Origin of the sequence: Micromonospora sp. NPDC005553 (assembly GCF_042871765.1) — a bacterium.
Classification (GTDB): domain Bacteria; phylum Actinomycetota; class Actinomycetes; order Mycobacteriales; family Micromonosporaceae; genus Micromonospora.
In genome coordinates this window covers 1,443,514-1,457,688 of record NZ_JBIAJD010000001.1, presented here as the reverse complement: position 1 = coordinate 1,457,688, position 14,175 = coordinate 1,443,514, and the positions used below count along the sequence as shown (strand labels likewise).

At 69.7% G+C, this 14,175-nt stretch carries 11 protein-coding genes; 5 read left to right on the top strand and 6 right to left on the bottom strand.

All coding sequences use genetic code 11. From position 1 onward, the window contains the following. Positions 1-987 precede the first annotated feature (987 nt). Positions 988-1,560: an OmpA family protein gene (locus tag ACFYPG_RS06485; protein WP_355008381.1), complete on the bottom strand. Its 573-nt coding sequence runs from the start codon at positions 1,558-1,560 to the stop codon at positions 988-990. Between the two features lie 16 nt (positions 1,561-1,576). Beyond that, positions 1,577-2,179 carry a hypothetical protein gene (locus tag ACFYPG_RS06480; RefSeq protein WP_387350694.1) on the bottom strand — a complete coding sequence of 201 codons (603 nt, stop codon included), beginning with the start codon at positions 2,177-2,179 and terminating at the stop codon, positions 1,577-1,579. Positions 2,180-2,419: 240 nt separating this feature from the next. On the opposite strand from ACFYPG_RS06480, the gene ACFYPG_RS06475 reads away from it, so the two are divergent. Continuing rightward, the gene (locus ACFYPG_RS06475; protein WP_387350692.1) at positions 2,420-5,515 is read left to right on the top strand and encodes a BTAD domain-containing putative transcriptional regulator; all 3,096 of its coding nucleotides are present in this window, start codon (positions 2,420-2,422) and stop codon (positions 5,513-5,515) included. A 252-nt stretch (positions 5,516-5,767) separates the two neighbouring features. Here ACFYPG_RS06475 and ACFYPG_RS06470 read toward each other — a convergent pair whose 3' ends face one another. Further along, positions 5,768-6,013, bottom strand: coding sequence for a hypothetical protein (locus tag ACFYPG_RS06470; protein WP_387350922.1), 246 nt, complete (start codon positions 6,011-6,013; stop codon positions 5,768-5,770). Between ACFYPG_RS06470 and ACFYPG_RS06465 the strand changes: the two genes are divergently transcribed. After that, positions 5,979-6,479 carry a zinc-binding dehydrogenase gene (locus ACFYPG_RS06465; RefSeq protein WP_387350905.1) on the top strand — a complete coding sequence of 167 codons (501 nt, stop codon included), beginning with the start codon at positions 5,979-5,981 and terminating at the stop codon, positions 6,477-6,479. The two genes, ACFYPG_RS06470 and ACFYPG_RS06465, sit on opposite strands and share 35 nt — an antisense overlap. Positions 6,480-6,577: 98 nt before the next feature. On the opposite strand, the gene ACFYPG_RS06460 is transcribed toward ACFYPG_RS06465, so the two are convergent. Next, complete coding sequence (locus ACFYPG_RS06460; RefSeq protein ID WP_387350690.1) at positions 6,578-7,801, bottom strand: MFS transporter; 1,224 nt, start codon at positions 7,799-7,801, stop codon at positions 6,578-6,580. Between the two features lie 166 nt (positions 7,802-7,967). Here ACFYPG_RS06460 and ACFYPG_RS06455 point away from each other — a divergent pair, with 166 nt between their 5' ends. Genes ACFYPG_RS06455 through ACFYPG_RS06445 form a run of 3 tightly spaced genes read left to right on the top strand, consistent with a single transcriptional unit; the run spans position 7,968 to position 12,864 of the window. Then, positions 7,968-11,240: a BTAD domain-containing putative transcriptional regulator gene (locus ACFYPG_RS06455; protein WP_355008376.1), complete on the top strand. Its 3,273-nt coding sequence runs from the start codon at positions 7,968-7,970 to the stop codon at positions 11,238-11,240. Between the two features lie 49 nt (positions 11,241-11,289). Continuing rightward, positions 11,290-11,922, top strand: coding sequence for an NAD(P)H:quinone oxidoreductase (gene wrbA / locus ACFYPG_RS06450; RefSeq protein ID WP_355008375.1), 633 nt, complete (start codon positions 11,290-11,292; stop codon positions 11,920-11,922). Positions 11,923-11,967: 45 nt separating this feature from the next. After that, a complete protein-coding gene (locus ACFYPG_RS06445) occupies positions 11,968-12,864 on the top strand; it encodes an NAD(P)-dependent oxidoreductase (RefSeq protein WP_387350688.1) in 897 nt (298 codons plus the stop codon). A 267-nt stretch (positions 12,865-13,131) separates the two neighbouring features. Here ACFYPG_RS06445 and ACFYPG_RS06440 read toward each other — a convergent pair whose 3' ends face one another. Together ACFYPG_RS06440 and ACFYPG_RS06435 are read right to left on the bottom strand one after the other, a co-directional pair. Then, the gene (locus ACFYPG_RS06440) at positions 13,132-13,488 is read right to left on the bottom strand and encodes a nuclear transport factor 2 family protein (protein ID WP_355008373.1); all 357 of its coding nucleotides are present in this window, start codon (positions 13,486-13,488) and stop codon (positions 13,132-13,134) included. A 160-nt stretch (positions 13,489-13,648) separates the two neighbouring features. Beyond that, positions 13,649-14,119, bottom strand: coding sequence for a MarR family transcriptional regulator (locus tag ACFYPG_RS06435; protein WP_355008372.1), 471 nt, complete (start codon positions 14,117-14,119; stop codon positions 13,649-13,651). Positions 14,120-14,175 lie beyond the last annotated feature (56 nt).

The window sequence follows — 14,175 nt, the reverse complement described above, 5'->3', positions numbered from 1 at the left end:
CGTGCACCCTGCCATGGTCCCGATTTCCGTCTCGACCGCCGTTGCGCTCGGAATGGCTGCGACCGTCGCAGATGCCGGTGCCGCGACAGCAAGGCTGCCGTAGAGGGCGAGTGCGAGTGCCCGCCTGCTGCTGTGAGCCGCTTGGCCGTTACTTTCCTCATAGTCTTTCCTATCTGTGGGTATTCCAATGGCCGGTACGGTCGGGTGCGGCGTGGTCGTTCGAGGCTGCCCCGCACCGGACCGCCCGAGCTGCACCGGAGCGCCCACCTGCCCCTTCCGGCCGCAATGCTCCTGTTCGTCACACCCTTCCGACCAACGCTTGTAACGCGCTTGCAAACGGCCTGCAGCGCCCTGCGGGAGAAGCAGACGACCGGCCAATCAGCAGTGAGACATGCGGTTTCAGTCGGACCGAGCCGGTTTCCTCGCACTCCTCGTCGTCAGGATCGGTGCGCCCGGCGCGGATCCGGAGCCGATCCGCACGGCAACGCGTACCCGATCTCCTCGGCCAGCCGTACGGCACGATCGTTCAGCCGCAGCGCCTCAGTCGCAGTGGCAGCGGAACCGCGTCGGGTCCGGCATCGTCGGAAAGCGCTTCGACGAGAGCGTAGGGAGCACTGTATGCCCCGATGCGTTCTGGCTTACGACGCTTTAGTCCGGTTCGTAAACCCCAGGCAATGCTCGGCGGCGAGCGTGAGGACGGCGGTATCGACCTCGTCCGCTCGCGACCAGACGCACGAGACGCCCACGATCGCGTCGGTCAAACTCCCCGTAACCCCAAGTGCCTCAGCCAGATCGGCGACCACAGCCTTAGTACTTAGTACTTGCCTGTCTCGCTAAGGGTGGTTCCGGCGATCTTGGTTAGTAGGTTTCAGCGGCCGGGAAGCGGTCGCTGAAGGTGATGGCGAAGGCGTTCAACGCGGGTTTGCGGCGCATCGTCCATCGGGTTCTGCCTGACTCGGTCAGCGGCAGGAATGGCCCCGGAATCGATCATTTGTCGAAACGGATCTCGACCCGACGGTTGCTGGCCCTGCCCCTCGGGTTGTCCTTGCCCGCTACGGTGTTCGCCGCGACGGGACGCGTCTCCCCGAAGCCCTCAACCGCGTACGTGAGTTTGCTGTCGACGAGTCGCGGAGCCAGAGCGTCCCGAATCGCCTCAGCTCGCCGGCGGGACAACGCCAGGTTGGCCCCGTCGCTACCCACCGAGTCGGTGTGTCCGAAGATCTGGACCGTGCCGGTGGCCTGCTCGCGGAGTCGCGTGGCGATCTCAGCCAGCTGGAGACGAGCCGCCGGAGAAATATCGGCCTTGCCGAATGCGAAGAGCACGTCCGCCGAAAGGGTCAGCTCGATGCGCCCACCGGACTCCGCCTCCCGGGTGTTGCCGTCGAGGTCCTCGGTACGCAGAAAGACGTCCTCGATCGGCGCATGGATGTCGAGGATCGGGCTGCTCACCTGATCGCCGAACTCACGTGTCGGTCCGGGCAAAACCATGTCCGGGGACCTCGGCGCGGACCAGGCGTCTGCCGGATCACTGACCAGCAGGAGGGCCAGTGCGATCGCCACCGGCGCCACCTGCCGGCTAACCGAGCGGGACATTTTCGAAGACCGGAACGCGGGGAACGACAACATCGACGGCGGTGACATCATCCGGCGGGGCGCCGAACATGGCGTACAGGTCCACCGACTGACCGGCCTGGACGAATACCGACTGGAGGTCGGACGAAGCGAGGTACTTCACCTGACCGGGTTTCGCGTCCGGTTCGCCCGTCCGGGCCACCAGGTGCCGCTTGCGGTTCTTCCGGTCGATCAGCGTCACACCCGAGAAGGCCAACGAGATGGTGTCGCCTTGAAAGGCGCTCGCGATCTGCCAGCGGTTCGGGCTGCCCACGGCATCCGTGCGGGTCAATCGGACGCTGAGATTGACGAACCCGTCGTCGCGCCGCAGCTGGTATAACTCCACCCTGACCGGAAAGAGGTTGCCGTTTTCGCCGATCTGAATGTCACGACTCGCGATGGCGGCGCCGATCGGCTCGGGCTGAGACGGTGCGGCACCGATCGTGTCCTTCGAATCCTTGGCGGCACCCTCTGTTTGGTGGGTCCTGTCGAAACCACAGCCGGTGAGGGCCAGGGTCATCGCCAACGCGAGCGAGCCGGCGCGGACTATGTGTTGACGCACGAGCACGAAATTCCTTCCCGTGGACCGGTCGGTCGCCGCAGGCTGCCGACCGCGTGAGTTCAGGTACTCGCCGTCCCCGTTCGAGGTGAGCGCGGCTGGCGTCGGCCGCACGTCTAAGCCGGACGGCACGTTTGACCGCCGGCCGGAGTAGGCGTAATGATCCGCAACAGTGAATGCAGGAGCCTTGCAATCGGCTTGCAGACCACCAGAGGGGAACCGGCGTACTCGCGGAGAGGGGACAGGCCGATGGAGTTCCGGGTGTTGGGCGCGGTCGAGGCGTGGGCGCAGGGCGCTCGGATAGACCTCGGCGGGCGTCAGCCCCGACTGGTCCTCGCGGTGCTGCTGCTCGAGCCCGATCGGCTGGTGTCGGTGGACCGGCTGATCGACCTGGTGTGGGGTGAGGAACCGCCGCGCAGTGCCCGAGGCACCGTCCAAGCGTTGATCTCGCGACTGCGCGCCGCGCTGCGGCAGGCCGGAGCGCCGGTCGAGTTGATCGGTCGCGAGCCCGGCTACCTGCTCCGGGTCGATCCACTGGCGATCGACGCCCACCGGTTCACCGCGCTGGTCACGCAGGCCCGTACCGTCGACGACCACACCGCGGTGGACCTGTTCGACAAGGCGTTGGCTCTGTGGCGCGGAGAACCGCTCGCCGACGTGGCCGACGAGCAGGTGCGACACCTGCTCTGCGCGCGTCTGTGCGAGGCTCGCTGGACAGCAGTGGAGGATCGGGCCGACGTGCTGCTGCGGCAGGGCCGTTCCCGGCAGGTCGTCGATGAGCTGACCGACCCGGTGGCCCGGCAACCCAGCAGGCAGAGGCTGGTAGGTCAGCTGATGCTCGCCCTGTATCGGGAGGGCCGCGCGGACCACGCGCTGGCCACCTACCGGCAGGTCCGCGATCGTCTCGCCGACGAACACGGCCTCGATCCGGGTGCAGCCCTGCGCACGCTTGAGGCGCTGATCCTCCGTGCTGACCCGACCCTTGAGTTGTCCGCTGAGGCCGCCAGACCAACTGGGGGAGCGGGCCCCCCGCTGGCTCGCCCTGCGGGGCTGCCCCACCACATCCCGCACCTCGCCGGCCGGGACCTTGAGTTGGCCCGGCTCGACGCCGGGCTGACCGAATCGGCTGACGGTATCCGAATCTGGGTGCTCAGCGGCACTGCCGGGGTGGGCAAGACAGCTCTCGCCCTGTACTGGGCGCACCGGGTCAGCGGGGCGTTTCCCGACGGGCAGCTGTACCTGGACCTGCGGGGCTTCGACGCCGACCGTGACCCGGTTGCGCCGCAGGCGGCGCTCACTCAGCTGCTGACCACGCTCGGGATCGACCCGAGAGCGGTGCCGCACGACCTGGACGCCCGGGCGGCACTGTTCCGCTCACTGCTGGCCGACCGTGACGTGCTGTTGGTCCTGGACAACGCCCGTGACGTCGACCAGGTGCTGCCGCTGCTCCCGTCCTCGGGCACGGTGCTGGTCACCAGTCGGCACCGCCTCGGCGAGTTGGTGGTGCGCGCCGGGGCGCGGTCGCTCCCGCTCGACGTGCTCACACCAGTGGCGTCGATACGGCTGCTGGCGACGCTGCTCAGCGAGCCTGTCGTGCAGGCCGAGGCCACCGCGGCGGCCGAGTTGGCCCGGCTCTGCGGGCACCTGCCGCTGGCACTGCGCATCGCCGCGGCGAACCTCCAGGCGCCGGGGGGACCGGACATGGCCGGGCTGGTCCGCGAGCTGACCGACGGGGACCTGCTGGGCGGACTCACCGTTGATGGCGCCGAGGAGGGCGCAGTGACCAAGGCATTCGCCCTGTCCTACCGGGCGTTACCGGCATCGCTGCGGGAGATGTTCCGCCGGCTCAGTCTGGTACCCGGGCCGAGCATCACCGCCGGCCCGGCGGGCGCGCTCGCGAACGTGCCGACGGCCACCGCCACCCAACGGCTGCGCGCGCTGGCCGCAGCGCACCTGCTGGAGCGGCATCCCGGAGATCGCTACCGATTCCACGATCTGCTGCGCCAATACGCCATGGACCGCATTGCCGGGGAGGAGGTCGAGGCCGCCCGGGAGGCCGCCCGGCAGCGGCTGTTCGACCACTACCTGAACGTGGCGGACGTCGCTGGCCGCCGAATCATTCCGCACTTCGTGCGGCTGCCACGCCCGCTGAGCACGGACCCGTTCACCGACACCGACGCGGCCCTAGCCTGGCTGGACGCCGAGTCGGCGAACCTCACCGCGGCGGTGGAGCAGACCGCCCTGCACGGGCCCAGACGGTACGCCTGGCACCTCACCGACGCGATGCGCGCCTACTACCACCAGCGGGGTCGCCGGGATGAGTGGCTGATCACCTCGATGACGGCACTCGCCGCGGCGCAGGCAGAGAACGATGCCCGGGCCCAGGCCGCGATGCACCAGAGCATCGCGTTGGTGCAGGTCAACAGCGGTCGGTACGAGGAGGCGCGTCAACACCTGCTCGACGGACTGCTCTGCACCGAAGCGGATTGCTGGGAGGAGGGCCGCAACGGCATCCTCAACAATCTCAGCGCGGTCCACCAGCGCCTGGGTGACCCGCGGGCCGCAATTCACTGCGCCCAGCTCTCGCTGGCGCTCAGCCGTCAGTCGGGCAACGAGGGCGGCCAAGCGATGTCTCTGGCCAACCTTGGGTTCTCGTACTGGCAGCTTGGAGCCTTTGTGGAGGCCGAAGCGCAATTTTCGGCGGCATTGGAGCGGGGTGAACGGGCCGGGGCGCACTACAACGTGGCGGTGCTCCTGGTGGATCTGGCGAATGTGCGCCGGGATCGGGGCGACCAAACCCGCGCCGATGACCTCTATGCCCGTGCGCTCGTCGCCAACCAGGATCTCGGCTACCGCTACGGCGAAGCGACCGCTCTCGCCGGTCGGGCGGTGCTCTGGTGTGACACCGGACGGGCGGAGAAGGCTCTTGTCGACGCCGAGCGGGCGGTGACGCTGACCAGGGAGATCGGCGACGAAGGCACCGAGGCGTGGGCGGTGGACGCGCTGGGACGGGTGCTGTTGGCGTTGGGACAGCTGAGCGAGGCGGCCGAGCAGCACGGGCGGGCGCTCGATCTGGCGCGGCGTACCCGCTTCTGCTGGGGCGAGGCGAACGCTCTGACCGGCCTCGCCGCAGCGGCCCTGGCGGCCGACGACCCGCTGGCCGCCGGCCGGCATGGCCAGGCGGCATTGGCTCTCGCGGCCCGCTCGGGCTACCAGCCGATCGAGATCCGGGTGTCCCGCATCCTCGCCCGCGCCGCGGAGGAGGCCGGGGACGCAGCCGAGGCGCTGCGGCTCGACAAGCGCGCGGGACGGCTGGCGGAGGAGACCGGGTACGCGCTGCCCTGACCGCACCACTTGCACACTGGATCCCGCTCGACTGCGGCCGTCACCTCAGCAAGAGACTCGACCAACTTCGTCGTCTTCTCGATCGCATCCTGACTGAGAGTCACGCTCGCGTGCTGTAGCCTCCGCCGACGGCTTGAGCCGCCTTTCCGTCCAGTCACTTCGTTCTGTGTCGTGGTCATCACGGCAGCCTCCTCACCAGGAACAACAACCGGCGAGTCAGGCTGGGAACACCGTCAGTTCCATAGACCTAACTCACCGGCCGGGTCCGGCCGGCGTGGGGCCGGTGGAGGAATTCACGATCACCAATGGTGCGCCGTCGTCGGGGCAGGCGTGGACGACTGCCAGGACGATGTCGTCTTCGGTGGTGTTCCCGAAGTGGGAGAGCAGGAGGTCACAGACCTGCTCGGCGGTGCTGTCCTGCCGACCGGTCAGCAGAGCGACGAGTTCGGCGATTCCCGCGTCGATGCCAGTCCTGCGCCGCCTGGGCGCCACGGTCATCGGTGCGGCAGGCGGACCGGCCAAGACGGCGGCAGTGCGAGAGCTCGGCGCCAATCTCGCTGTGGACTACAACCTGCGGGACTGGGCGGGTACCGTCCGCGACACCCTGGGCGGACGCAGCGTCTCGGTCGTTCTGGACGGTGTCGAGGGCGACAAGGGGCGAGCCGCCTTCGGGCTGCGGGCCGAGGGTGGGCGCTACATCACGATCGGCGCGGCCTCCCGGGACGAGTTCCGTCCCGAGGAGGCACAGCTGAAGGAGCGCGGCGTGGGTTTCACCGACGCACTGGCCCTGCTGTTGAAGGGCCAGGACGCGCCCGTCGACGAGGCCCGCGCGCTTGCGGAGGCCGCCGCCGGTCATCTGGTGCCCGCCTTCCAGATTTTCCCCCTGTCGCAGGCCGCCACGGCGCACGCAGCCCTACAGGCGCGGGCAACGACGGGCAAGATCGTTCGCGTCCCCGACGCCTGATGAGGAGAACTGAGGACGGCGCCATGGCGGCGGAGGTTCGGCAGCAGGCGGTCTTCGTCGTGGCGGCCTGCCGGCACCGCGCCGGACGCGGCTCGATCTCAGCCGGTCTGATGCGAGAGCGTCACGGCGATCGCTGGACCGAACGCGACACTGAGCAGATAGGCAAGGTTGAACAGGCCCAGGGCTTCGGCCTTGTGAGGGCCGGGCACGACGCCGGTCGCTCGCAGGGCGAGTACGCCCTGGCCGGTCGCGGCGGCAAGGGACGCGAGTGCCATTGCCACCAGCAGTAGCGGCACGGCGGAGGCGACCGCAGCTAGCAGCGGCGCCGCGACGGCTCCGCCGAGCAATGCGGCGGCCGTCACGCGGTGTGGCACCCGCACGGACGCCGCGATCAGGAACCCCGAGCAGAGGCCGCCGAGCAGGTACGGCGCCAGCAGCACGACTCCGCTCCGGGTGCTGTCCCAACCCGAGTGCTCTCGCAGCAGATCCGGTGCGGCGTAGAGCAGGGTGAAGTTCACCAGGCCGACAGTGAAGACCAGCACGCACGCCGCGAGGAACCGGCCGTTGCGCGCCACTGCGGCGGGCAGGAAGCCGTCGGGGCTAACGTTCGTCCGGACCACGAGCAACGCCAGCAGCGCGACGGTGACCGGGCCGGCCAGCAGCGGACGGTGCGGAGTCAGAACTGCCGCGGTGACCAGCATGGCAAGGAGAGCCATGCCGAGCGGATCGAACGACGCCGGCACCCCGTCCGGCGGTGTGGCGTCGCGGCGGGCCGCAGGCACGGCGGCCACCGCCAGCAGGGGCAACGCCAGCACCGCCTGCCACGAGAGGAGGTCGGCTACCAGTGCACCGGTCAGCGGACCGGTGGCCCCCACGACCGCCAGCGACGCGGCGACCACCCCCATCCGCCGAGGCGAATCGGCCAGTTTCATGGCCGTCACGCTGAGGCCGGCGGATCCCAGTGCCTGCACCGCCGCGCCGGCCACCAACGCCGGCAGTGTCGGCACCAGCACGAGGAGGATCGTCCCCGCGGCTAGCAGCGCGGCCGAGGCGGTCAGGGCCGTTCGTACGCCGCGGCGGGCCAGTAGCGCCGCCAGCAGTGGCGTACCCAACGCGATCCCCCAGCCGAAGGCGGTCACGCCGGCCGCCGCGGCCCGTTCCCCGGTGCCCGTCGCGCGCGCCAGCTCGTCGAGCAGCAGGGCCGGCGCGGCGATCCCATACGACAGCGGACCGGCCAGCAGGGCCAGCCAGGGCGTGGCCACCCGCCGTGGTGCGACCTGCCCGTGACCGTTGGCGGTTCGGTGCCGTTGTAGATAGTTCATGTCATTCCTCCGGTGTGGGCTCGGTTCAGCCTCGCCGGGGTGGCTTACCGCCGACTGCTCGTCGACTGACGTTCGCCTCGGTGGCGTCGGCGCCGCCTGCCGGTGAGCGGGCCGACTGTCGATCGACGTTTCGCGGGCGGGACAGCCGACTGGCTAGTGTGAAGCGGTGAGGTTCGGGGTGCTGGGCGAGATCGCGGTGTGGACGCCCGACGGCGAACCCGTCGCCGTACCCGGCCTGAAGGTTCGGGCTCTCCTGGCTGACCTGCTGGTCCATGAGGGGCATCCGGTGTCCCCCGACCGGCTGATCGAGGATCTCTGGGGTGACCGGGCGCCGGGCAACCCGCTCGGTGCGCTCCAGGCCAAGGTGTCGCAGTTGCGTCGCGCGCTGGAGTCGGGTGGGGCGGGTGGCCGTGCGCTTGTCGAGTCCGGTGATGCCGGCTACCGGCTGCGTATTTCGCCGGAATCGGTCGACGCGGGCCGCTTCGCGGCTCTGTTGGCGCGTTCGCGGGCGCAGCGGGAGCCAGTGGGCCGGGTCGCGGAGCTGACGGAGGCCCTGTCGCTGTGGCGCGGCTCCCCGTACGCCGACTTTGGTGACGAGCGTTTCGTCCGTCAGGCGGTCGAGCGGCTCGACGACCAGCGCCTGGCGGCGCTGGAGGATTTGGCCGAGGCCCGGCTCGATCTCGGTGAGCATCACTTGCTCGCCGGTGAGCTGGCCGACCTGGTCACCCGTCACCCGTGGCGCGAGCGGTTACGGGCCGCGCACCTGCGCGCCCTGTACGGCTCGGGACGCCAGCGTGAAGCCCTGTCCGCCTACGAGCGGTTCCGTCGGCAGATGCGTGATGAACTCGGCATCGATCCCGGCCAGGAGTTGACCGAGCTGCATCGGGCGATCCTGCGCCAGGACCGCGCGCTGCAGCCGCCGGCACCGCCGTCGTCTCCGGTCCGAAGCAACCTGCCGGCGCCTCTGGCACCTGGTCCGTACGGCGGATTGATCGGGCGTGACGAGGCCGTCAAGGCGGTACGGGAGCGGCTGACGAACGGGCGGCTGGTGACCCTCACCGGAATGGGTGGGGTGGGTAAGAGCAGGTTGGCGCTCGAGGCCGCTCGTCTGCTGGCCGACGCGTTCCCCGCCGGAGTGTGGCTCGTTGAGCTGGCGGGCCAGCCGCACTGCGACGGCCAAGTGACCTGTACCGAGGTTGTCGACGTGGTGGCGGCGACTCTCGAGATCCGCGACGATGCCCCGGCCGGTCTGCCCGGTGATCGGCCAGGTGAGCCGATGGATCGGCTGCTCGCCGCGCTGCGGGACCGGCGGATGCTGCTGCTGCTCGACAACTGCGACCACGTGGTGACGCCCATCGCTGAGCTGACCGAGAGCCTTCTCGGCGCCGCGGCCGACCTGCGCATCCTGGCGACGAGCCGTGAACCGCTCGGGATCCCGGGCGAGGTCGTCCTGCCGGTGCCGCCGCTGGCGCTGCCGGAGCCGGGAGCGACCGCGGAACAGATCGCCGCGGCCCCGGCGGTTCGGCTCTTCGAGATCCGTGCCCGCGCCGTCGAGCCGGGCTTCATCGTCGATCAGCGGAACACTGACACGATCGCCACCATCTGCCGGCGCCTCGATGGCGTACCGCTGGCGTTGGAACTGGCCGCGTCCCGGCTGCCCGTTCTCGACCCGGGCGAGTTGGCGGCGCGGCTCAACGATCGCTTCCGACTGCTGTCATCCGGTCGGCGTACCGCGCCCCCTCGTCAGCAGGGGCTTCGCGCCGTGATCGACTGGAGTTGGGAGTTGCTGTCGCCCGGCGAACGGGCGGTGCTGCGCCGGCTGGCGGTCTTCAGCGACGGTGCCACCCTCGCTGCCGCCGAGCAGGTGTGCGCGGGCGGAGAAGTGGCGTCCGACGAGGTCCTCGATGTGCTGGCACGATTGATCGACCGATCGCTGGTCCTGACGCGGCGCGGCGAGAGTCCACGACGCTATCGGCTCGCGGAGACGGTGGCTGCCTACGGTCTCGAACAGCTCGACAGTGCCGGCGAACTCCCGGCGACCCGTCGCCGTCACGCCGCGTGTTTCGTCCGTCTCGCTGAGCAGGCCGCAGGGCGGCTACGGGGTCATGACCAGAGTCGCGCGCTACGGGAACTCGACGCCGAGAATGCCAACCTGCGGGCGGCACTGGACGCCGCCGCCACCGATGGTCAGCCTCGCATGGGCCTGGCGCTCGCGACCTCGTTGGCCTGGTACCGGCTGCTCCGGGGTCGGCTCGGGGAGTTGCGCCGGTCGCTGCGAACGGCGTTGGACATCGTCCCGAAAAGTGCGGACGACGTCGCACCGGGCGCCCTGCGGCGACGTGCGGATATGTGGCTGACCGCCCTGGCAACCCGTGACGGTGACCCGAACGCTCCCCGGCAACGGATCCTCGAATGCCACCAGGACGCCGACGGGCCGGAGAAGGCGTTCGCGCAGTGGCTGTTCGCCTCCATGATGCTCGGCTCCGGAGATCCGGCTGAGGCTGCCGCCCTGGTCGACGCGGCACTGACGACGTTCCGCGCCAACGGCGACCAGTGGGGCATCGCTGCCGCCTGCGCCACTCGGGCGGACCTCGCGCTCGTACACCGCAGCGACCTGCCCGGTGTGCAGCGTGACTGCGAGACCAGCCGGACGCTGTTCGTGCAACTGGGCGACTGCTGGGGGCAGGTGCATCCGACGAGCCTGTTGGGCACCCTGGCCGAGATCCACGGCGACTACGACAGCGCAGCCATGCGGTACCGGGAGGCGTTGCGCATCGCCGAACAGCTGCGGCTGTGGACGTCGGTGTCCCGGCAGCTGGCGTGCATGGGACGGATCGCCCTGTTGCGCGGCGACCTCGACGAGGCGGCCGCCTGCCACGACCGCGCGCTACAGGTCGCGCGGGAACAGTCGAGCCGATCCGCCGCCGCCTTCGCCGGCACGGGCCTGGCGATGATCGCGCGTCGGCGGGGTGACCTCGACGCCGCCGAGACCCAGCAGCGGGACCTACTCGACTGGAACCGGCACGCCGGTTACCTGCCCGGCTACGCGCTTGCCCTTGCCGAGTTGGGATTCATCGCGGAGCACCGCGCCGATGCGGTCCTCGCCGAGCGCCGCCACCGGGAGTCGCTCGACGTGGCGCGCGCCACCGGGGACCCCCGGGCGGTCGCCTTGGCCGTCGAGGGACTGGCCGGGGCGACCAGCCTCGGCGGTGACCATCGCCTCGCCGCACGGCTGCTCGGCGCGGCCCGCACGCTTCGCGCGGGCACCGGAGCGCCGTTGCCCCCCGGTGAGCAGCATGACGTCCAGCGCATCACCTCTCGCCTCCGCACGGCGCTCGGTAGCGAGGAACTCGCTGCCGAGATGTGCCGCGGCGCACAGCTCGACCTGGACAAAGAGGATTTCAGCGGCATCGGTAAGGGGATCGTCAGCGAACGGTAAGCCTGCTCGGCACGGTTGACCGAGAACCGAGCCGACCCAGGAGGTAACCGTGCAGACCGCTGCCAGGATCGCCGTCATCTACTACTCCGCCACCGGCACCGTGCACCGGCTCGCGCAGGCATTTGGAGACGGAGCGGCAGACGCCGGCGCGGAGGTCCGCTTGCGCCGGGTGGCGGAGTTGGCACCGGATCAGGTCGTCGATGCCAGGCCGCGGTGGCGGGCCCACCTCGACGCCACCGCCGACATTGCGCTCGCCACCCTGGACGACCTGCGGTGGGCGGACGGGTACGCCTTCGGCACACCGACACGTTTTGGCAACGTCTGCTCTCAACTGCGCCAATTCATCGACACCACGACCGCCCCCTGGCGGGCAGAGGAACTGGCCGACAAACCGGCAACCGGCTTCACGGCCAGTTACGAGGAGCACGGCGGCCAAGAGTCGACCCTGCTCAGCCTCTACCAGACGTTCCACCACTGGGGGGCTGTCATCCTGCCCACTGGCTACCTGAACTACGACACCGCGCACGCCGCCGGCGGGAACCCGTACGGCGTCAGCCTCGTGGAGAGCCGCGCCGCCCGGGATCCGGAGTACGCCAGAGCCGTCCTCGAGACGGCCCGCTTCCAGGGCGCACGACTCACCCGCCTGACAGCCGCCGTCCGGGCGGAGAGCGACCTCGGGTAGAAGCCACCTGACGCATCGAATCACCGTTTAGAAACGAGGAAAGTCATGCTGACAACGACCACCGCGAATCCGACCGAACAGGCCAGCCGGGTCACCGTGCTCGGTCTCGGTGACATGGGCTCGGCGATCGCCCAGACATTCATCGATCGCGGACACCGTACGACGGTCTGGAACCGGACCGTGAGCAAGGCCCTGCCGCTGGTCGACTCTGGCGCCACGGCTGCCGCGAGCGCCGCGGAGGCTGCGTCCGCCAGCCCGCTCGTCGTGGTGTGTCTGCTCGACGGCGGGGCGGTCGACGAGGTGCTCGCTTCCGTGGACGCCGCAGTCGCGGGCAAGGTCTTGGTGAACCTGACCAGTGGCTCTCCCGACCAGGCACGGGCCAACGATCGCTGGGCGAGAGAGCGCGGGGCCACGTACCTCGATGGCAAGATCTTGGGCGATGCGGCAGACGTCGGTACGCCGCGCGTCATGTTGTCGTTCAGTGGTTCCCGCAACGCGATCGATGCGCACGGGTCGACGCTGGGGGAGTTGGGCACCGTCACCTACCGCGGGGAAGAAGCCGGCTCGGCCGCCGTTGAGTTCATGGCGCAGGTCGCGATGGGCTACGAGATCCTCATCGGGTTCTTGCACACCCTGAGGCTGGTGCAGGCGGAAGGAGTCGACGTAGCGGAGTTCGCCGAGCGTGTCGCCAGCTCCGTCGCCGCGCTGCCCCCGCTGTTGACCTCGATCGGCAACGCGGTCAAGGCCGGCGAGTACCCGCCGGATCTCGGCCCGCTCAACGTCCAGGCCGCCCTGATGGACGACATGATCAGCCATCGGGAGTCCGTTGGCGTGGAAGCCGTGCGGATGCGAGAGGTCAGAGACTTGATGAACCGCCGGATCGCCGACGGCTTCGGCGCTCAGGGGTTCTCAAGCGTGTTCGAGCTGCTGACAAAGCCCTGACGGCGGTCTCTCAGCACCCGGGACGCGGTGCCACGGAGCACAGCGTCATCCGGCCCTTCTCAAGATGACCACCACGGCGGCCTCCGTCGAGGACGAGCTGGCTACCACCGTTCTGAGACGTTGACCGGGCGCTGGGCGCGTGCCATCCGGCATGCGCCCAGCGCCCGGTCGTCCACGAGCTACCGGGAAGGCCCTGACGAAACTGCGCTGCTGACCACGCCTCGCCACCGCGGTCGTGCACTCCATCCTCGTCCTTCGTGGACGGACTCACTGGACCGGGACGAAGGTGGCGGCCAACACCCGCCAGTTGTCGTTCTCACGCACCCAGAGTCGGGTGTAGCGCAACCGTGCGGACATGGCGGCACCGCTCTGAACGGCATCCACCGCAGCGACCATGCGAGTCATCCCGGTCTGGCCGTCTTCCTGGACGTCGAGCGACTCCTCCACCAGGCTGGTGATTCGCAGTGCCCCGGAGCGGTAGCCAGCCAGGTCGTCTTCCTTCGTAAAGACCGTGCCGTCCGGTCCGGCACCCACGACCTGCGGGTGCAGTAGCGCGTCGAGGGACTCGACGTCAGCGGCGCGCTGAGCGGCTTGAAGTTGCCGTTCCGCGGTGAGGAGATCCATCCACCGATCCTCCGCAGCGGACCCCAACAAGACAAGCGGGTTCGCTCGCGGCAGAACGGCGACGTCAGCCCGGCAGTGGAGTGAGCCCCTCCTCATGTTCCCGAATCAGTAAAAAGCACGGTCGCGCCGTCCGAGGACCGCCCGGACCGATTGGACGCGCTCAGGGCTCCTGCTTCGCATCAGCCCGGTGGTGGCTCAGCAGTCGACCGAGCAGCCGCCGCAGTTCCGCGCGCTCGTTATCGGACAGTGGCGCAAGCAGATCGTTCTGGATGTCGAGGACCTGCTCGTCGAGCCAGCGCAGCCGCTGGCGGCCGGCCGGCGTGACGGTGATGACGTTGCGCCGCCGGTCGGCCTGGTCCGGCGCGCGCTCCACCAGCCCGGCCTGCGTCAGCTCATTGATCGTCGCCACGATGTCGCTGACGTGGATGCCGCTACGCCGCCCCAGCGCGGCCTGGCTGGCCGGACCAAACTCGTCCAGCGAGGCCAGCACCCGGTAGTGGTAGCCCCGCGCACCGGCCCGGGCGAACCCGTCCGCGATCAGCCGCCCAGCGTGAGCGGCGGTCTGCGTCATCAACCAGCTGGTGAGTCCGCTGAGTCGGGCCGGCGTCTCGTCCTGGACGGGTAGATCCACGGGCCCATCCTACCAGTCTGTTGGTGGCACCTACGGTTTGATACCGTTGGTCGCCC

Excerpts from the sequence above, each read along its gene's own strand:
- ACFYPG_RS06475 (WP_387350692.1), top strand. The coding sequence starts at position 2,420 with ATGGAGTTCCGGGTGTTGGGCGCGGTCGAGGCGTGGGCGCAGGGCGCT.
- ACFYPG_RS06465 (WP_387350905.1), top strand. The coding sequence starts at position 5,979 with ATGCCAGTCCTGCGCCGCCTGGGCGCCACGGTCATCGGTGCGGCAGGC.
- ACFYPG_RS06470 (WP_387350922.1), bottom strand. The coding sequence starts at position 6,013 with ATGACCGTGGCGCCCAGGCGGCGCAGGACTGGCATCGACGCGGGAATC.
- ACFYPG_RS06460 (WP_387350690.1), bottom strand. The coding sequence starts at position 7,801 with ATGAACTATCTACAACGGCACCGAACCGCCAACGGTCACGGGCAGGTC.
- ACFYPG_RS06445 (WP_387350688.1), top strand. The coding sequence starts at position 11,968 with ATGCTGACAACGACCACCGCGAATCCGACCGAACAGGCCAGCCGGGTC.
- ACFYPG_RS06440 (WP_355008373.1), bottom strand. The coding sequence starts at position 13,488 with ATGGATCTCCTCACCGCGGAACGGCAACTTCAAGCCGCTCAGCGCGCC.